Here is a 20,115-nt window from a genome sequence, read left to right on the forward strand (position 1 = left end):
ATGCGCCTGCGCAGCCTTGATCTCGAACGATATGGCTCCTTCACCAGCAAGCGCCTGACCTTCAAGACAGACGCACGCCTGCATGTGGTCTATGGGCCAAACGAGGCAGGCAAGAGCACGTGCCTGTCCGCGATTGCGGACCTGCTGTTCGGCTTCGAGAAGAGCACCGCCTTCGACTTCCTGCACGACAGCAAGGACCTTCGCATCGGAGCTACCTTGGCGCGGGAGGACGGCACTGCACTGACATTCCGGCGCCGTAAAGGATATAAGCGCACGCTCATCGACGAAAACGACAAGGACCTCTCAGACGATGCCCTCGTGCCGTTTCTTGGCGGCATTGGCCGTGAGGTTTTCCTGCGCGCCTTCGGACTGAATGCGGGGACGCTCCGCGCAAGCGCGAAGGAGTTAGGGAACAGTGACGGCGATCTTGCGACCGCGTTGTTTACCGCAGCTTCCGGCCTGCGTGGGTTCTCCGACCTTCGCGCCGACTTGGAGGCGGACGCCTCCAAAATATTCGCGCCCCGTGCCAGGGATCGCCGATTGCACCAGGTGCTGGCCCAATACGAAGCTGCCCGCAAGACGATTAGGGAGAGGGAGCTTCGCAGCAGCGACTACAAAGCCATCCTCTCGGAAATTGCCGTCGCCGAGGCGCGCTTGCACGAGATCAGTGAACTGAAAGCCTACGGCATTGCTGAAATGGCCCGGATCAAGCGGCTGAAGGCTGCGCAACCTCTCGTGCGGCTGATCGATGCCGAGATCGAACGGTTGGAAGGCTACAGGTCGCTCCCGCGGATCGGCGATGTTGCATTGCAGGAACTCGAAACGGCTCTTGACCACGATGTCGCGGCGACCCGCGACTTGGAGAAGTCACGGCTCGAAGAACGGGAAATCGAGCTGGAGCGTGATGGCATACGCGTCGACGACGGGCTTGTTGCCCAGTCGGCCAGGATTGACGGCCTGTATTCCCGCGTCGAGGCTTATCGTCTGGCGTTGCGCGATCGTCCGAGGGTGCAGGCAGAGGCAGCCGACCTGGAAGCGGATCTTGCCGATCTTGCCACCAGGCTCGGCTGCAATCCCGGGGAGGGCTTCGCTCAGAAGCGCCCAACCGATGCCGAGCTGGCTCGGGTCCAGGAACTCATGGACCAGGGGCGCTCCTTGCTGGAGCGGCTCGCCACCAGCCGAGACACTTTGGGTTCTGAGCAGGCCGCTCTCAAGGCTCATCTAGGCCGCCGCACCCAAGGTGATGCGCCGGTCGACCCAACCCCGTTTCGGAGCCGCCTGACCGCTCTCAAACCTGATCTCAAGAGGGTTGAGGGCGGCAGGGCAGCGGCTGAGACGATTGCTAGGGACATCCGCGCTCTCCGTGAAGAAGCGGCTCGTCTGAGGCCTTCGATTGGCGATTTGGAGGAACTTGCCGCCGTTCCGCTACCTCCCGCCGAGCTGATCGAGGGGTATCGCTCCGCTCTGGACGAACTCGCGGCCCGCTCGACGCAGGAAGTCGATCGGTTCAGGTCCTGCGAGGAAGGAATTGAACAACTCCGGACCCAACTCACCGCGCTCCGTCGCGAGGGGGCTGTGCCCACGCGGGAGCAACTGGATGCCGCGCGGACGCAGCGCGGGGAGGCATGGAGCCTGATCCGCTCCGCACTATTCGGCGAGAGGACACTCCAGCCAGAGGAAGTTGCCGAGGGCGTCTCCCGGTTTGAGCAGCTCGTATCCGGCGCCGATCGCCTAGCGGATGACATCGCCGCAGATGCCGAGCGGGTCTTTACGATAGCTGACCTCGACCGCAGGCTGAAGCAGGAGACCGCAAGGGGCGCCGAACTCGCCCGCTGTCTGGAAGAGGTCGAGCGCGCACGCACAGCCACGCTGGTCGAGTGGGAGGGGCTCTGGTCTTCCGTTGGCGTCGTTCCACTCGAGCCTAGGGACATGAAGTCCTGGTGCAGCGCGGTGGCCTCGCTCCTGGACCGGCGCGATGCCTTACGTGCAAGACAGGACGAGCAAACGGCTATCGAGGAGCAGGGTCGAACGTTGCTGGTGCCGCTGAAGGGCCTCGCGAACGAACTGCGGCTCGCCCCCTACGAGGGCGCAGATGTCTTGATCATGGCCCGGTATGTGGAGGAGGCGATCGAGGCCACAGCCAGGAACTGGACGGAGGCGCGAGAGGACGAAGCGCTCCTTGCGGAGGCCCGCAGGCGAATAGGCGATCTCCAGCAGGCTCAGGAGCAGGGCGAACGGGCTGTCGTGGAATGGCGCGCCCGCTTCGACGCGGCGGTTGCAGCTATGGGTTTGAAGCCAGGTGCATCGTTGATCGAAGCCGGGGCCGCAAGCACGGGATGGCAGCGGCTGCCCAGCCTTCAAAAGGAACTCGACAGCCTCCGCAAGCGCGTCCGTGGCATGGAACGGGATACGATCAACCCCTTCGAGACTGAGGCCCGGACGGTCGTCGCGGACCTGGCGCCGGATCTGACCTCTCTTCCACTCGATGGCGCGGTGAAGGAGCTCCATTCACGGGTCGGCGATGCGAAAAAAGCGAGAGTTCTCCAAGAGGACTTGGCCATGCGTCTCACCCGTGCGCGCGCCAAGGTTCGCACTGCTGCCGAGGTCCAAGAGCGCGCGCGGAAAGCGGTGGTGGATTCAGCATCTGCGATGGAACAGCCAGCCGATACGGACCTGAGGTCCCTGATTGCCAGCATCAGGACCCGTTCGGAGATCGAGGCCTCGCTCCGGGGGCTTCGCCGGCAGCTAGGCGCCGCCACGGAGCAGCACGACGAGATAGAGTTGCGGGGGGCGCTTGCCGATTTCGATCCTGATCGCGCCGAAGCCGAACTCATTCGGCTTGCCGAAGCCAACACCCAGCTAGATCAAGAGGGCAAGGAGGCCTACGCCGCCAGGGATCGGCACCAAACACGCTTGGCCGAGATCGAGGGGGGCGTCGGCGCCGAGGAGGCTCACCAGATGCGCCATGGTGCCGAGGTTCAGATCTCGGAGACCGCGAGAGAGTACCTGATCCACAAGCTGGGCTCGCTCCTGATCGGTGCTGCCCTTGCTCGGCACCGCGCGCAGAACCAGAGCCCGTTGATGACTAGAGCGGGTATCCTCTTCAACGCGCTGACCGGCGGAGCCTTCACGGGCCTGGAGCAGGCAATCGGCGACGATGACGCTCCTCGCCTCATTGCACGACGGGCTTCCGGCACGACACTCGCTACAAGTGAGATGAGCGAGGGGACCGTCGACCAGTTGTATCTCGCACTGCGTCTCGCCTACCTACAGGACTACGCATCGAGAGCCGAGGCTGTTCCCTTCATCGGTGACGACCTGTTCGCAACGTTTGACGATGAACGGGCAGGTCATGGTCTGGAGACCTTGGCCAGCTTCGGTCTCGTTGTGCAGCCGATCCTCTTCACCCACCATTCCCATATCGTTGAGATCGCACGCAGCCGACTTGGGGCGAAGGTCGACATTCTGGATCTCAGCGAGGTTCAGCTAGCCTCGCCGGAACGGCTCGCTCTCGCAGTCTGAGGAGCCGCAGGAAGATCAATTCAGCAGCAGTATCCCACGTGGGCCGATCGGGCGAAACTGGCGGGGCAGATGTCCCGCCAAATCCAGTTCGCCGGGAATCCAACGCTGAGGGCGCGGCGGCACCCCGGATGGGCGGGGCGACCCGACGGGCCATGCCCCGGACGATAACCGGACCTTCGTAGTGCCGGTTGATCTGCCTGACGCCCAATCGGGTACATGTCATCGCGCCCCTCGCTGGGCGTTCGAAGCAAGGTGTCAGTCTTGGTGGAAATGGATCACGTCGCCAATCAGGAACTCGGCAAGCCCATCGATCTCGTGCACAACACGATCGATCTGGCGGTACTCCGGGCTGCCGATCGGGAAGCCGGCCAGCGTCCGCGTGAGGAGATGCCGGGTCGGTCGCAGGGACTCCAATATCCTGCCGGCGACCTCCGGCGTCATGAGGCGCCGGGACTTTCTCGAACGACCGTAACGCATGGGACCACTTCCTCGAGAATCCTCATTGCTCAAGGCGATGATGGCGTGTTGACAACGGCGCCATTTCAGGAGGAGGGACCATCAGGTGAATTCACCATGGCTGGAACCAGTTTGGATCGGTCGTCATCGATCCGCCCGCGGACGTAACCGAACGACAGTGATGCAGCCAAGCGTTCGATCCGTTGCTCTTGGATAAAGTTTTCGGCGAGGAGGGCCCTGATGGCAGTTCGAGGATCCCCGCCGCAGGCCTCGATTACAGCGGTGACGTCCATCTCCATTATGTCCGTGTCACACGCGGGCTGAGTCTGATCGGTCATCATCACCTCCGTTGAGACGGGCGACGTTACTGATTCGCTCCTGGGAACGCCACAGGAATGTTCTCTATTTGTTCATGGGTTGTGGAATGTGGGGAAATCCTTTGGACGCCTTGAGCCTCTCCGTCCGACTTGCACAAAGGCTTGGCAGGGACGGCGATCAAGGTATTGGCTATGCGTGTCAGATACGGAGGCGTGGCTTCGGCCCTGTTACGAAACGCTCGGAAGTTGGCACAAACATTAAATCGACTGATTCTAGCATTTCTGCCGCCGTGCATGCGTGCCGCACGGGAAGAATTATACGGAGTTTATCCGAGTTTATCAGATTACGATAAACTCGGATAAACTCCGTATAACTGGCCTAGGCAGCTACTGCTTAGTGAGCAGCGCCAGCGTCTGCCCCCATTCGAGGGGCAGACGATGCGGTTTCGGCTTCCGCCCTTGTCTCGTTCGATTGGCATCCCCGTCACGATGATCTGGGTCAAGGTGGCCCCGACAGTATCTTCGCCTGGAACACTGCTGGAGACCTCAGGTCACAGCTCAGATGCGTGGTAGCACGGAGGCGGAAAGCTCTTTACCTGGGGGTGGTGCAAGAGTTGGCGAACTTACCTTGCACGCACGTAGGGCGCGCATCCGGAATCTGTGGGCCGTACGAATTTGGATCTTGTTTCGGAGCCGCATGCCGTTGAAGCTGTGCCGTTGTCGTTCAGATGCTCACGGAGCTTCAAAAGCCCCATGGAGGCCAGGGAAATAGAGTTCGAAGATCTGGTTTCGACATACACCGCTCGGCCTGGACACATGATGTGGTTCCTGGGAGCGGGTGCGTCACGGACCGCCGGAATGCCCACGGCCACCGACTTGGTCCGAGAGCTCAAGCTCCGCCAATATTGTCGCGAGGAAAATCAGGACCCGCATTCGCTCGACATGAACAGCCCCGCATTGCGTGAGCGCATCCAGAGCTACTTCGACAGCAAGGGAGCGCCGCCGGAGTACGACAATGCGGAGTATTCATACTTCTTCGAGTGCGCTTTCGGGGACGACTATGCGGCCCAACAGCGCTTCCTCCAGGAGAAGCTGAACCCGCAGCGGGTATCCCTCAACGTTGGACACCGAGTGCTTGGCGCCCTTATCGCGATAGGGGCGGCCAGGGTTGTCTTCACGACGAACTTCGACAACGTCGTCGAGGAGGCCGTCGCTTCGGTGTCGGGCAAGTCGCTGGTCCCATTCCACTTGGAGGGTTCCTACGCGGCGCTCGAAGCCCTGAACACCGAAGAGTTTCCGATTTACGCGAAGTTGCACGGGGACTTTCGATTCAAGAGCGTGAAGAACCTCTCGGCCGATCTGGTGTCGAATGACGAGCAGATCCAGCGATGCTTCCTCTCGGCGGCAAGCCGCTTCGGCATGGTCGTTTCCGGTTACAGTGGCAGGGACGCAAATGTCATGGCGATGCTCCGGCGCGCTCTGGATTATCCCAATGCCTTTCCCGCCGGCCTGTTCTGGACAGTGCCACGACGCTCAGATGCATCCGGCGAGGTGATAGGCCTGATTGATGAGGCCAAGGGCAAGGGCGTCCGTGCCGGGATCGTCGAAACGGGGACTTTCGATATCCTGATGTCGAGGATTTGGCGCCAGATCCCTGGCAAGACCCCGGAGCTCATAGCGAAGGTGCGTCCGACCTACGCACAGGCGGTCTCCATTCCATTGCCCATGCCGGGAGGGCAGTTCCCGATCCTGCGCACGAACGCCTTGCCGATCACGTCCCTGCCGACACAGTGCGGCCACATCGTGTGCCGCAAGGTCCCGACCTACGACGAGATTCGTTCGAGGCGGGGTGGGGACATCCCTATCTCGGCCTTCGCTATCGACGATGGCCTCCTTTATTGGGGCAGCCGATCCGAGGTCGAGACGTTCGTCCCCACGCAAACGATCGTAGAGCGAACGATCAAGAGGTTTCATGATCCCGTTGCGGCGATCAAGGACTCCATGGTCACCAAGGCTCTGTTCGAGGAAGCCTTGGCCAAGGCCCTCTGCACAACGAGACCCGTTGTCCTGAGAAAGAAAGGACGCGAGTTGTTTGCGGTCGCAAGCAACCGATCTCAGGATGCAGCGCCTCTTACCGCTCTCAGGAGGGCAATCGGCGGCCCCATCTTTGGAAATGTGCCAGGGCGAGCCGCTACGTGGTCCGAGGCCGTCTCCATCCGTCTCGAGGAGCGAAACGGCATGACGTGGCTCCTGCTCCGACCCGATATTTGGATCTCCCCGGTACCCAAGAGGGACGAGGCAAGGGAATTCATCCGGGCACGAAAACTCAGACGGTGGAACAGCCAAGCCAACGAGCTTTTGGACGCATGGATCAGGGTTCTGCTGGGAGAGGCCGGAGGAGGCGAGAATGTCACTGTGACGGCCTTCGCCAACGACGATCAGCCCGTGAGTTTTCGGATCAACACACGCACCGCTTACAGCGCCGGGAGGCGGACCGATGTCCGGTAAGCCATACGTCCTGCCGGCCCATACTATCCTGCCGGAACCCAAACTGCTGTTTTCATCGACACGGACCGATCTCCACCCGCTCAGGGGACTCACGGAGTTTGGTCCGTACAGCGCTGATCTCGGGTATCCCGAGATGGTGCGCCTAGCTTACTTCTGCCCGCCGGAGTTCACCCGCAAGCTCGATGGCCTGGTAGCCGAACTCAACGGCCGCGCAATGCCTCGGGAGGCAACCAATTACTATGTCGAGTATCCAGGGTTCGAGCGGACCTTTCGGGCGCGGCTCGTCCCGGCTTCGGAGACCCTGCGAATTCCCGCGCCTGGAGATTGCGCCCGGCTCGCAGAGGCTGGGGACGGCGATGGTCTCGCCCAGGCCATCATCCAGGCACTGGCGCCCCTGTCGAGAGTGCGAAGCTCTTTCGATGTGCTCCTGATCCATCTGCCGAAAGCCTGGAGCCACGCATTCGAGTACGAAGGATTCAACCTGCACGACATCATCAAGGCGCGGCTCGCTCCACGCAATATCCCGGTCCAGATCGTAAACGACGCGACCTGGGAGCGAAGATGTCGGGCTCAGGTCATGTGGGGCATCTCCGTTGCACTGTACGCGAAAGCGGGCGGAATCCCGTGGAAGCTCGCCGATCATGACCGTGACGAGGCCTACATCGGCCTGAGCTACGCGATCAAGAGGCACCGCGACGGACACGATTACGCCACGTGTTGCAGTCAGGTCTTTGATCCGGATGGGACCGGTTTCGAGTTCGTCGCCTTCGACGCGCGCGAGATCACAACCGATCGCAAGGGCAATCCCTTCCTGAGTTATGCCGAGATGCAGGCCGTTCTCTCCAAGAGTCTGCTCCTGTACCAGAACGGCCATCGTGGGCGAATACCACGCAAGCTCTTCATCCATAAGTCATCGCATTTCACCGACGACGAGATCCTTGGTGCGCACGATGCTTTCGGCGGGAGAACGGAACTCGAACTCATCCAGGTCGTGCGCAAGACGGGTTGGTACGGAATCAAGATCGAGGGGCCGCGTCACGGAGCGAAGGCTGCGCCCGCGGCGTATTCCGTGGATCGTGGCGTCTACCAGCCGGTAAGCCCGACGGAGTGCCTGCTCTGGACCCAGGGAAGCGTTGTCGGCGTGAATCCGTCGTCAAGCCATAAGCCGGTGTTCAAGGAGGCACCCCTCAAGCCGCTTCCGGACCCGATCCTCCTACGGCGCTTCTCAGGTGCGGGAGGATGGCATGATACCTGCGCGAGCATCCTGTCGCTCACCAAGGTCGACTGGAACAACAACACCCTCTACAAGACGCTGCCAGCGACCCTCGTCTATTCGAGCCTCTTCGCAAATGTGGTCAAGCACGCTCCCGATATCGTGGACGAGGTCTACGACTACCGCTTTTTCATGTAGGTTACATCGGTAGGCTGTGGCGCACTTTCGAAACCGCCGTCCGGCTAGCGATCATTTCAGAGCCTTCCGGATCTTCGATCGGTACGTGGAATCCTGAACCCAAGGTTTCGTTCTACCCAAGGTACACGACACTCCGGCTTAAACCGCCCAATGAGACCCGGCGAATGGCTCGGGCTTGGCAGGTCTGCGTGGCTCGTTCGCTTCGTAAGCGTACCGCAACCGTGCGACTTTGAGCAGATATCGGAAAATCGATCCGCACGAGGTAATGCATGGATCGACGCTTTGCAGCATGATCTCAGTCCGGCCTTGTCGCTTCAAGCGCCGCAGGCCTCGCCGGATCAGGTGGCAAGAGCACGCCACCTGCCGAATCCTTCGAGGCGCCGATGAACCGGACGCCCCGGGCCTCCAAGGCTCTCTGCACCGCATCTCGGGTACGGGTTTTACCCTCCATGCCCCTCTCAAGCCGATTGATCGACGCGCGGCCAACGCCTGATTCCTCGGCCAACTCCTCCTGAGTGATGCCGAGCATCAGCCGCGCCCCCTTCAAAAGCTTCCAAGACGTTGTCATGGCACGACATTGGCCGGGCCGTTCGTGCCGCGCCATCCCTTGTCAACAATTGATGCTGTTAGCATCGTGCGTGATGCGCGTAGCATCAAAATTGATAGATCTTTAAGCTGTGAATCCTTATGGTGCCCGTGCCGGCTGGACGTGGGACAGCACATTGATTCGGCCTCAAGGCAACGGAGTTTGAGGAATGGACATTTTCGTCTTTGTGGGCTCGACAGGTGCAGCGACACGCACGAGCTCAAGCATCATGCTCGCGGCAGGGGCGCGGGGGTTGGGGTTCGAGCCCCTCCACATCCAGGTGCTGGTCGAGGGAGGCCAGTCAGCCCTCGCCGATGTCAGGGAAGTGCCTTTTGCCACGGCCACGATCAAGGCCGAGCGCGGGGAGCGCATCACCGATCGCATTCGCGCACGCAGGCGGGGTCGACTGAGACGCTCCCCCGTGATCTTGGACATGCCTGCCCAGGATGTCCTTGAGACACTGCTGATGCTGAGCGGCATGCAGGCACGGCTCCTGGTGCCGATGCCCGAGTGGGCGCCCGATCCCGAGCGCGCGGTGCAGGACTACAAGAGGCTCCGGGATCACTGGGAACACTGGGACGAACTCAACAGGCAAGGCGGGCGTCAAGTGGTTCGAGATGCCGGGCAGCCGCTTGCATGGATCTTCCCGGTCGGCTGGCCGATGGTCATGGCACCCACTGATCTGACGACGCTCCTGCGGGACCGCGGCCTTCTACCGGGCAGCGATCCCCAATATCAAATCCTTTATCCGGGGCTGCCCAGCTTCGACGCCAGGGACTTGGAGTTCACCGACGCAGACGGTCGTTTTGCACTGACCGAGCGGCAGCTTGATGCATCAGCACGCATCGCGTGGCCCCTTTGCGGCGACCTCGACTGAGCGTGATAGCAAGCGGGGCACACCCAAGGTCCGGCCGCCGTACCAAACTGCCTGTCGCGGCGGGACTGGGCGGTCGCAAGCGCCGCGGCGCCGCCAGGAATACCCGCTTCATGCCGTGTGGACCACCCTCACGTCGGCACAGATGCTCCACCTCCCGGGATCTACGTCCGCCACCTGACAGTCGGGATTGCCACCGCGAAGACCAAGTGGGCCCAGTCCGATGCCGTTCAACTCCAAGGATAGAAGTTCCAATGATCGTAGTGACCAACAGCCAAGGCGTGAATGAAGCCTTGGTGTCCCACGAAATCGACCGCTTATTGCGCTTGGCTGCCGACCTTCAGTCTATCCGGGACGGCAGAGGCCCGACCGCGACAGATCTTCGGGGTGCACCGGTCCTTGGCAACTGGAGGCATCGGTTCAGGCCCGCGGCGTGCTTGGTCGGAGACGTGCGCCACCATCCGATGCTGCCCGGGATGGACCGCCCGATAGTCACCTCGGACATTTGGGTCTTGGCTCCTGACCGGGGATGGGCCCGCACCCTTTCGAGATGGTATCGGCTCGGCCGGCCGAGTGGCGTCAGTTCGACTTCGTGACGAAGGAGCACGTCCGTGGCCGTTGACGATACGCTCCGGGAGGTCCGGCGTGCCAGAAGGGTGCGCAGGCACTTCGAACGCCGCAAGGAGGCGGCAATCGCAGGCCTTCACTTGCCCACCGAGTACGAATTGCTCGCCGGGATGCCATTCCTCGGGAACGACATCCAGGAGGACATGCGGACTTTCGCGGAGAGATTACTGCCTCGGCTCCGAAGGAAGGTGGAGAACCTCCACTTCGAGGCGGTTGTGTACTGCCTGGAACAACTCACCGTCAGTGCCGGCTCGGACGAGGTGAAGGCGCTCGCAGATATTCTCGAGGTAGCTAGGACGAGCCTCCCAGATGGTGTCCGCTCTTGGCGGTTGCGGTGCCGGATTTATCTCGCGCATCTCGGCGACCATGGCGCAGCCACCGACCTCGCACGTGAGGCGCTCACCGCGGCGATCGGCTTGGAGCATTATCCCGATGACTGGGCAGCCGGCGTCACGATGATCACCGCAGCGCTGGGTTGGTTGGCCTATTCAGCATCCAATCCGGATTTCGCCCACTTGGGGACCGGTGCAAGGGTATCTTGCGGACGGAACCCTGCAAGAGCCGTGGACCGCACCGGGAGTTCGTTGATTGAACTTGTCGAAAACCAATCCCTGCTCGTTCGAGCGTCAGAGGCACTGGCAACAAGTGAAGTGCCTGTTGGAAACGGAGCCGGCGGAAAGCCGCAAGGTCACGGTCCAGAGCCCTCCTGCACAGCAGCGTCAGTGTCGGTAATTGTCTTCGACCATGTCGGGAATGCTAATACCGGGGAAGGGAAGAAGGTTGCTAAGGAACTCGAAGGACTTGCTGGAAAGGCTCTGCCCTTGGTGCCGGTCCCCGATCTCAAGGTGGCTCGCGCAGCGTTAAGGACGGAGTTCCCGTATGCGGCAGACGTGATCGACGACATCCTTCGGGATGTTGCGCTCCGATCCCATGTGCAGATCCGCCCGACCATCCTTGTCGGCTCTCCGGGGTGCGGCAAGTCCCGCTTTGCGACGCGCCTCCTGAAGGTTCTCAATCTGCCGCACGACATGATTCCATGCGGCGGGGTTTCGGATGGCGCCTTCGCGGGCACTCCTCGACGGTGGTCGACTGGCGAACCGTCCCTCCCGGTTGCCCTCATCACCCGCTACAAGGCCGCGGGACCCGGTGCGATCCTGGACGAGGTAGAGAAGGTCGGGACTTCCCGCCACAACGGTCAGGCCCATGACGCGCTTCTCGCATTCCTGGAGCGGGAGACCGCGTCCCGCTTTCACGACCCCTATGTACAGGCGCCGTGTGACCTGTCGCATGTCACATGGCTGATGACAGCCAACTCCCTCGAGGGACTTTCGGCCCCGCTCCGGGACCGCTGCCGGGTCATTCCGTTTCCCGTGCCCGGATGCGAGCACCTCCCGATCCTCTCCCGCCAGATCATCTCCGATATCCTGGCCGAGCAAGGCCTGGATTGTCGCTGGGCCACCCCTCTCGACGAGGTCGAGACGGCGGCCGTCGTGTCGGCATGGCCGGGAGGATCCTTGCGCAAGCTGCGAAGATTGGTCGAGGCAGTGCTGATGTCCCGGGATGTACGGCACTGATCCAGGGCAAAGAGAGGTAGATGCGATGACGGACCCAACGGCTGAAATCCGTGCCTACAATGCCCGCCAGGACGAGGTCCTGGGCAGACGGGCCCTCCCGTCTGCCGGCTAACTGCTGCGCCTCATGTCCTTCTTCGAGGGCACCATCCGTCTGGATGTCACTGTCTGAGTCAAGGGCAAGATCGCCCGCGTTGAGCGGGTAGATACACCGGAGCGCCAGGCGCTCCTCCCGTTTCGGAGGCTGCTCAACGCCTTGGAAGAGCCCTAGATTGTTGGCGGAAAGCTAGCCCAGCGCATCCACATGCTGATGCTTGCGCTGCCCGAGGACGACCGGGATGGGAGGCTGCGGTGCAGCGTCTACCAGGCAGCCCTCGGGCAGTGGCCAGCATGATCACACTCGCCTGCAATGCGGCGACATCCCTCGCGGCGTCCGCCGGGACGTCACCAGAGCTGACGCTGGTGGATCTCAGGCTCACCTGGGCGGCGCTGGGCTGGCTCGCTGTGCTGGCCACCGACGACGGGTTCGTTCCGCTGTCGGACCATCCCCGGCCGGAACGCCTGCATTCGTCCGTCGACACAGCCCTGTGGCACGGCCGGGCGATGGCAAGGTTCCTGGTCAGAGAGGCGCCACCGAAGGTGCTGCTGCCGCAGAACCGCCGCGGCGATGCAATCCAGCATGCTGACGTTGCCAAGCGCAAGCAGTCGCTGATCCGGAGGCCGGTGGCGTTTTGGAGGAGGAGTTGGTGGCCGACTGGCTCGATATGAGTCTTCCAGAGTTGCGGCGGTACACGGAGGCGGGCGATCTGATCGCCGTCGTCATGGACGGCCGTACGGTCTACCCGGCGTTTCAGTTAAAAACCCGACGACAATCTTGCACATGCGCAAGATCCTCTCTGTTATGCCGATTATGGCGTCCTGGATGAGACTGGAATGGTTCCTGACACCGGACAGCGTGCTGGACGGCGACACTCCGTGGGAGGCTCTCCAGGCGAGGCGGCCCGAGGCTGTTCTTGACTGTGCAAGAAGCCACGGTGCTGATTCATGAAGGTTGGGGCGGTGGTCCGCCGTTTACATGCAAGGCAGGACAACAGAAAGGCAGCCCTCCCACAGGGCATCGCCGGGCAGGGTTGTCACTGACCAGGTGCCCAAAGCTGCACACGCTGCATTGGCAGATCAATCCAATGCAGCAGAGCCAAAGTGTCCGGATTCCTCTTAGGTCCGTCGCCACGAGCAGACGGTATAAACTTTCCTCCCGCACGGAGCCGCATTGCTCGGTCTGAGTATCAGACATCGAGCATTGAAAGTGGGATGTCGTTAACCGCTTCACCATCAAAAGGAGAATACCTTTGGGCAACGACAGAAATCTCTCATGACGTGTAGGCCGTGACACATCTGACGGAATGCTATGGCTCTCAAACATCTGACACGGATCGGCGACATCTACATCGATGACGATGGTAACGAAGTAGAGCCGTTAAGTCGCTTTAAGCAGTTCCTGGATCAACGAGGTAACAGTGGGACGTCGAAGAAGCGCTACCTGTATGCCGCCGCTAGGTTTGTTGATTACCTGATCGAGTGCCGGGTGTTCGGCGAGGCGGCCTTACCAGCTCGTATCTCTGACGCTATGAATGTTTATCCGCTGTTTCTGAGGGATGGAGTTCGTATAGAGGCACCTGAATTCACCAGCCTTTCTGCCTATGCAGCCGAGATTGGTTTCGTCCATGGACTCGCGAAGAGGAGTTTCGCACCGACCATTGCTGCGGTGAATCTCTTCCTGCGACTTGCCCACGATGAGGGATTGAAGGCGATCTCGGCTCTTGCTCAGGAGGGAATTTGGGTTGACTTGCTGAACCTAGAGATGACCTTCTCCGCTATAGAGGGGGTGGTCCGGTGGTCCCGCAATGAAAAGGACCGCTTTCGGCAGCAGGCCATGATCGGCGGGGTCGTACGGATCCAGGACGAGCTGGTTCGTCCCAGGGGATTGAGGAATCCGAAGCATAGCGGCGTACAACGCGATCTCGAGAGCAAGGAGTTTCCGCTCGCTCATCTCGCAGATCTTCTTGCCGCCGCCAATACGAGTCGCGATCGGGCATTGTGGGCGCTGCTGGCGGGCGGTGGTCTGCGTCTGCATGAGGCGCTCAATATCCAGCTCTCCGATTTTGACGTGGAAACGGGAACCGTTTGGGTCATAGATCCTGACATGCGTCGCTTTGCAGGCCAGATGGAGGATGAAGACAAGAAGCGATTCAAGGGTCGTTTAGTGAGCAGGGTGTATCTCTACGAACCGCTGCGAACGATCTTCTGGGAGGCACTGCGCGACTACCTTCGCAATGAGTTCATTCCGTCCGGCACGGGAAATCAAGATTACCTGTTCAAGATCCTGGGTGGATCCCGGCGCGGAAAACCCCTGAAGGACGCCAGTGACACCGCACACGGGAAGCAATTCAAGGCGGCGGTCCGCCGGGCGAAGGTGCCTGGACCTCCCGAGGCACCAGACCATGTCTGGACCCTTCACTCGCTTCGCCACAGTTACGGTGTCTATATGCACAACTATATTCCCGTCCCGGGCGGGCCGGGTCTCCGGCTCACGGAAGTTCAGATGCTGATGGGACATGCAGATCCGCGCAGCACGGCCATCTATGCGCGCAAGGATCGTTTGATCGTCGAAGCCATGATCGAGGCCGCCGACGACATCGTCTTCAACGGAAAAGACCCTGCGATGGCGGAGCTGGACAGGCTGCCGGCGACGATCGCGGCGCGCCTCCGCCGCGCGGCCGAGGAAATCGAAGCCCGGATGCAGGGCAAGACCGGGCGAGTGCAGTGTCACTTGCCATAGGGTGCCGACTGCTTCCGTCGGACTGATGGCATCCCCCCTAGAACAGGAGACGGCGGAGTCCAGGGCACGAGACTGAGGGTGATCCGGCAGGCAAGCAGGAGGGCAGCGCCTGCGTGTAGCAGGCATGGGGCGGCAGGGGAGGTTTCATGCAGAGCCAGCCCCGAATCTTGCTGCTTCCCGGCAAGCCGTTGGGACTCCGCAACTCCCCAACGGCGCTCAGGCGCCGGAGGCCCGACGCCTCAACGACAGAGACAGTGGTGCCGGGTGCCTCCGGGGCCTTCACCCCAGCCCCGCCCGAGCCCGCCATGCTGCCCTCCCATTCCGGCCCGCCGGAGTCTGAGCCCTGCCGGCCTCGAAAACCTGTTGATAACCGATGGATGCGGGTAAGAGCTTGGACTTGCGTCAAGAGGATTCAATCCTTGTCAACAATTGTCAAAAGTACATACGCGGGAAAGCGCCGGATTCGAAGCAGCATAGGCGCTCCCATGGATTCAATTGAGGCGTGAACCGATTGCTGAATTGTGCGGCGAATCCTTTCGCTTGTCTTTAGCAGTCATAGCGCGACGCCGTATTTACATTGCCGCTCACCTGGAACAGCCTGCGGCGTCTTCAGGCGGGAAGGGATCATGCGGGCAGCGGCAAAATCGAACGAACCTTGGGCTCATGGAGAAGCCCCCTCGGATCCGAACTCGGTCCCTGCCGAGGGCCGTCCGCGGGAATGGGGGAGGACGAGCGCCCTGGCTGTTATGGCGAACCGTTCCGGCGGCTTCCAGGCCGACGGGCATGATGCGGTTATCAACGCATCGCCAGAGCTGTTGCTGACCGCACCGATCGAGGAGCTGCGGCTGTTGTTCGCGCAATCGGTGCACGAGGCCGTCAGCGTCGATCGGCAATTTCGGGACATGGGTAAGACGGGTACGCGGCACCCGCCACTGGACAAGGTACTGGCCGAGCGCCTGGCAAACATCGATACGCTTTCCGAGGAGGATCTCCGGACGGCGTTCACGTTCTTTGAGGGATACACCCAGGACAACAAGAACGAGCGGGTGTTGCCCCGAGCCCGAGCGGCACTGAGGATGGCGAACAGCCCGGTCAGCCACGACGTGATCGTCAACCGCTGGCTGAAGTACGTCTACTTCCAGCTCTGGAACCATCGGGCCGTGCAGTTCCCGCTGCACTTCAAGGTGGGGACGTCATTCAGCAAGGATGAGCTGAGGCTCCTTCTCCCGCCGGTCGTCACGTGCCATCTGGAGACCCCCCAGCGGGACATGGCGTCATTTGGCTTTCGGTTCACCCTGACCACGCCGTGGCACGACTTCTGCGAAGTGGACATCGATGCCTTTGGACTGCATTGCCTGAGTCTCGGCCAAGATCCGTTGAGGCGCGAGATGCTCGGCTTTCGCACACGGCAGCCCTACACGCCCTTTACGACCACCCTGTGGACCTGGCACGGATATGGGGCATCCCGAGGGTTCCAGTACACCGAGCAGGATATCGAGGGTTATCTTTATTGGGCCAATCGTGCGCGGTGCGGGGCCACCGACCTAAAGCCCACGGAATTCATCCCCAACGCTGCCGAGCTGAAATTACGGACGAAGAGGAACGTCCGGGCACGCTACGAGAGACGCCGCGACTCGGCGCAGGTTGAACTTCTCGACGGTGATAACCACGAGGAGCTCAAGAAGCAGATCCTCGACGGTGAGAAGACACTTAGCCAAGTCAAGTTGGAACTCGTCGCGGACAGAGCGAACGATCCGGACGACATCATCGAATACATGAAGATGATGCGAAGAGGGTCAGGCCCGCGCCGAACGGAGTATTTTTCCCGTACTCACACCATTCCCACCGCAATATGGCGCACCTGGGATGCCATATTCGATCGCTACTTCGACAACCGACGGCGCGCAGGGTTTGAGGAGACTGGCGAGTGGCGCACCTTGCGCCTGTTATTTCAGGATTATATTTGCTGCTACCTGCCCTGGTGGCTCGAGCTTCACCCGGGCATCGAGCACGCCATTCCGCTTGATCCATCGGTTTTGCACCGCTTTGGTGGCTGGACAGACGCAAGCGATGATGGGACGGCGCCGCTTCCGCTGCTTCGTTTCTTCGATAAGGTGCGTCTGGGTTCCGATCGGGACGGCTTCAATGGTTTCATCCACAGCGTTCACTCGTTTCTCGAGTTCTGCCGGGGCAATGCTCGCGTGCTGGAACTCCGGCATCAGGACTTCCAGAACCCGGTGGTCAAGGAGGTAGACCGGGTCGTCAAGCGGGGTGCCTCCAAGACAAACAAGGATCCCATTCCGAAAGCGGTTGTCCCTTACCTTCTGCGTTTTGCCTACGCTATCGAGGGATTTTTCATCACCCTTATGGAAAGGTCGCTCAAGGTCGGCTTGGGCGAGGACGAGAAAAGGCTCTTGTGGAATAACAGGCGCGGGGCAAAGGGCTACGTTCCCAGTGAGTGGGGCGTCGACGTCGGCTTCGAGTTCAACGGAACTCAATACCGGATCGACTTCATCCCGGCACTTGCGACTTGGGACTATCGGTTCATTAGCGGGCGAGGGGAGTCTGGGGGCAAGGTACTCCTGCCGCAGATCTCCGCGCTTCGTATGGTGATCGTTGCCCTGGAAACGGGGATCCGGTTCCAGGGGATCCAGTGGCTTTGCCAGAAGACGTTCAATTCATTAAATGGCCCTCACTTGGAAGGTGCGGAACTCGTTCCTCTGGTCGTCAACACGGACAAGGTCAAGGATGAGCCGTGGAAGACGATAATCGTGCGGCGCGCTCATGATGTCCTCTTGCGTGAGGAGGCATACCAGTCCCTCATGGCTGAGTCCGTCATAGAGCGCTTGGTTCCGTATGAGCGCCGCGAGCATACCCGGTTCGCCCCGATCCTGCCCCTGTTCCGCGCCGCCTTCTCCGACTACCCCATAGTTGACAACACCTATGCGACTGCGTGGGAGAGGCTCATCGTCGGTTTCGGTCATTGGTATGCGGGGGCGGTGCCGGGAAGCGAACCACTCCGGATGTGGCGGTTCGAAGCTGACACCGACCCGATCACGCGGAAGCCGCGCGAGGAGATCCACATTGATGGCACCGAGCGTCGTCTCTGCTGTCCGATAAAGCTGCGTCTCAAGCACACGCCCCACTCCGCCCGCTCTACATTCATTAGTTCGCGGTCCGGGATCCTGTCGGTCGAGGTGACGGGTGCGCTCGTGGGGCAATCCAACGCGGCAACGGTTCACCACTACACGGTAGAGCCGGAAAGCGAGGCCGCGGCAAGGATTCTCGCTGCTGCCAACAGCCTTTGGGAGCCGGATCCAGGTAACCCGGTACATATTCGCGCGGACAGGGTCAACAGCGCCCTGCGGCGGAGCTTCGAGGCCGACCGTCTTGGAACCGAGAAGGCCTTCGGGTTCCATACCCTGTCGCTGCTGAACGAGAGCACGTCGGACACCCAGGGAATCACGCTGCTGCGCTCGAGCGGGATGGCGCAGATCGCGTTCCGCGAGACGCATATCTGCCCGGTCGGGGAACTGTGCCCAAGGGACGTCCTGGAGATCATCGTCACGCCCCGGCGCTGCGGGATTTGCCCGATCGCCGTCAAGTGCATCGACCACGTGACCGCGATCGGCGCCAAGAGGCGCCTGCTGCTCGAGCAAGTGAGGGAAGCGGAGACCATACTCAGGATCATGCAGGAACGAGGCGAGCCCGATGCCGCGATGGCCGACGTGCAGGAGCGCCGCAAGCTGGACATGCTGGAGGCCGAGGGCTGGCGGACGACGCTTCTCATCCTCGAGGAGGCGCGCAGGAAGCTTGCCGCATCAACCCCGGACTTCTTCGTCACGGGAATGCCGGATGCCGTACGGCTGCACCTGAGCCTGGTTTCCAAGCACGCGGGCCCCGCCGATTTCATCATGCACCGCCTCGTCGACAGCCATGCCTATACCTCGTTCGAGACCCCCATCACACGGGCTCAGGCCGCACGGCTCCGGCAAAGGCTCCTGTCATCAAGCGAGGCACTCAGCGCGGAAATCAGCAAGCTGGACGGCGATCCGGTCAGGACATTCCTCTCGAGCCTCGGCGTCACACTGAAAGCGCATGGTGTTGCACCCACCTTCAAGGCGGCCCTGGCGGCGATCAAGGCGGACCTTCCACCGCTGGCGAATTCGGGCAGTCCCGATCTGCTGGAAGGCAGCCACGGGGACTGAGCGATGGGGGCCCGCAAAGGACAGAACAATTTCAAGGCGCACCAGTCGGATGTAATCAATGCCGGCTTGAAGCGGGTGAGACTTGCCTTGAAGGCCGTCCCGAGGCGCACGCGCTTCGAGGACTTCAATGCATTGGCGCGCTACGTCGCTAACGCCGCCGGCATGCACCCGACCACGATGGCGAGAAACCCCCGGTACAGGAAAGTCGTCTGGGACTATATCCAATCCAGGCCAGGGATTGTCTCAGGAGGGGCAGAGCAGATCCAAGCATCCATGGGGCTTGAGATCTCGCGGTTAGATGTCGCCCTGCTGAAGCGCGACAATGAGCGGCTTCGAAAGATGCTGTCGAACCGGCTGTCCCATGGTTCGGAGGCAACCGAACCGATTTCCCACATAGGTAATGAGGAGGCGAGGACAAATGACCTGAGGCGATCGTTTGAACTCACCGCGACCGTACTTGCGCGCCTGCTGAATTGGGCGGCAGAGAAGGAGATTGGGATCATCACTGACATTAACCGAGGCGAAATCCTGGATGCCGCTGAGATCAGCGGCGATCGCTTGGTCGCCGCGCGGCCCGATACGACACCCTTCTTTGATTGGCTGAGGCAGCATTCCGGTCACGCCTATGGCTCCGACCGATCCTGAAAAGGAAGGTATGCATGGCTCGCCCCTCAAAGATTGGCGCTTTTCAGGAGCTTTTAGAGAGCTATCTCGACGGAAAGGATGCCGCGTGGACACAACAGGACACTTCAAAGGAAAGACGAGTTCCAACACTGCCTCAGACATCTGACGGCAAAGTCAACGTACGGGCACTTGCGCGGGAGCTCCAGGAATTCGCGATTGAGCGCGGTGAGGACGCAAACCGCGTTCCGGACTCGGCATGGCAATACTTCTACAAGCACGAACCCTTGGCGGAGATGGTCGATCTCATAGCCAGCGAGCAAGGACTGGCGAAGATTGCATCTCGGACGCGCGATGATGCCAAGGACGACGCCTCGTCCGAAAAGATCTCCCGCCTGAATAAGTGCCTAAAGGGACAGGCCGAGGGACATGCGCAATCCAGGGTTCGTGTCACCCAACTCGAACGCGATCTGGCTAATGCTCGAGCCGAAAATGATCGCCTGAGAGAGCGCCTCGGAATCATGCAGCGAACTGGGCTCATAGTCCGCACGGGGGACACAACGCATTGACCGCGC

General features: G+C 61.2%; 13 protein-coding genes. 11 read left to right on the plus strand and 2 right to left on the minus strand.

All coding sequences use genetic code 11. The features are described from left to right. Positions 1-3,522 carry an ATP-binding protein gene (locus tag BLP10_RS09115; protein WP_091133615.1) on the plus strand — a complete coding sequence of 1,174 codons (3,522 nt, stop codon included), beginning with the start codon at positions 1-3 and terminating at the stop codon, positions 3,520-3,522. 255 nt (positions 3,523-3,777) lie between these two features. Here the strand turns inward: BLP10_RS09115 and BLP10_RS09120 are convergent, their stop codons facing one another. Next, the gene (locus BLP10_RS09120; protein WP_139165453.1) at positions 3,778-3,999 is read right to left on the minus strand and encodes a hypothetical protein; all 222 of its coding nucleotides are present in this window, start codon (positions 3,997-3,999) and stop codon (positions 3,778-3,780) included. A 1,154-nt stretch (positions 4,000-5,153) separates the two neighbouring features. On the opposite strand from BLP10_RS09120, the gene BLP10_RS09130 reads away from it, so the two are divergent. Together BLP10_RS09130 and BLP10_RS09135 are read left to right on the plus strand one after the other, a co-directional pair. Next, positions 5,154-6,803 (plus strand): SIR2 family protein, encoded by a 1,650-nt coding sequence (locus BLP10_RS09130; protein ID WP_175493849.1) that lies wholly within the window; start codon positions 5,154-5,156, stop codon positions 6,801-6,803. Next, positions 6,793-8,214, plus strand: a complete 1,422-nt coding sequence (locus tag BLP10_RS09135; protein WP_091133620.1) for an argonaute/piwi family protein — start codon at positions 6,793-6,795, stop codon at positions 8,212-8,214. The genes BLP10_RS09130 and BLP10_RS09135 overlap by 11 nt, the downstream gene beginning before the upstream one ends. Before the next feature lie 295 nt (positions 8,215-8,509). On the opposite strand, the gene BLP10_RS09140 is transcribed toward BLP10_RS09135, so the two are convergent. Continuing rightward, positions 8,510-8,818: a helix-turn-helix domain-containing protein gene (locus BLP10_RS09140; protein WP_091133622.1), complete on the minus strand. Its 309-nt coding sequence runs from the start codon at positions 8,816-8,818 to the stop codon at positions 8,510-8,512. Positions 8,819-8,969: 151 nt separating this feature from the next. On the opposite strand from BLP10_RS09140, the gene BLP10_RS09145 reads away from it, so the two are divergent. The 8 genes from BLP10_RS09145 (at position 8,970) to BLP10_RS09180 (ending at position 20,109) form a co-directional block, all read left to right on the plus strand. Then, the gene (locus BLP10_RS09145) at positions 8,970-9,677 is read left to right on the plus strand and encodes a hypothetical protein (protein WP_091133624.1); all 708 of its coding nucleotides are present in this window, start codon (positions 8,970-8,972) and stop codon (positions 9,675-9,677) included. A gap of 251 nt (positions 9,678-9,928) precedes the next feature. Next, positions 9,929-10,270: a DUF6634 family protein gene (locus BLP10_RS23940; RefSeq protein WP_091133625.1), complete on the plus strand. Its 342-nt coding sequence runs from the start codon at positions 9,929-9,931 to the stop codon at positions 10,268-10,270. Positions 10,271-10,285: 15 nt separating this feature from the next. After that, the gene (locus tag BLP10_RS09155) at positions 10,286-11,875 is read left to right on the plus strand and encodes an AAA family ATPase (protein ID WP_091133627.1); all 1,590 of its coding nucleotides are present in this window, start codon (positions 10,286-10,288) and stop codon (positions 11,873-11,875) included. A 387-nt stretch (positions 11,876-12,262) separates the two neighbouring features. Then, on the plus strand, positions 12,263-12,640 hold the full coding sequence (locus BLP10_RS09160) for a hypothetical protein (RefSeq protein WP_139165455.1): 378 nt from the start codon (positions 12,263-12,265) through the stop codon (positions 12,638-12,640). A gap of 640 nt (positions 12,641-13,280) precedes the next feature. Then, positions 13,281-14,711 carry a tyrosine-type recombinase/integrase gene (locus BLP10_RS09165; RefSeq protein ID WP_091133631.1) on the plus strand — a complete coding sequence of 477 codons (1,431 nt, stop codon included), beginning with the start codon at positions 13,281-13,283 and terminating at the stop codon, positions 14,709-14,711. A gap of 746 nt (positions 14,712-15,457) precedes the next feature. Continuing rightward, complete coding sequence (locus BLP10_RS09170) at positions 15,458-18,919, plus strand: hypothetical protein (protein WP_091133633.1); 3,462 nt, start codon at positions 15,458-15,460, stop codon at positions 18,917-18,919. An 87-nt stretch (positions 18,920-19,006) separates the two neighbouring features. Continuing rightward, complete coding sequence (locus BLP10_RS09175) at positions 19,007-19,564, plus strand: hypothetical protein (RefSeq protein ID WP_210183610.1); 558 nt, start codon at positions 19,007-19,009, stop codon at positions 19,562-19,564. Positions 19,565-19,578: 14 nt separating this feature from the next. Next, entirely contained in the window at positions 19,579-20,109 is a 531-nt protein-coding gene (locus BLP10_RS09180) for a hypothetical protein (protein ID WP_091133637.1), read from the plus strand. The last annotated feature ends 6 nt before the right edge of the window (positions 20,110-20,115 follow it).

Source organism: Microvirga guangxiensis (assembly GCF_900102135.1).
In the GTDB taxonomy this organism is placed as follows: Bacteria; Pseudomonadota; Alphaproteobacteria; order Rhizobiales; family Beijerinckiaceae; genus Microvirga; species Microvirga guangxiensis.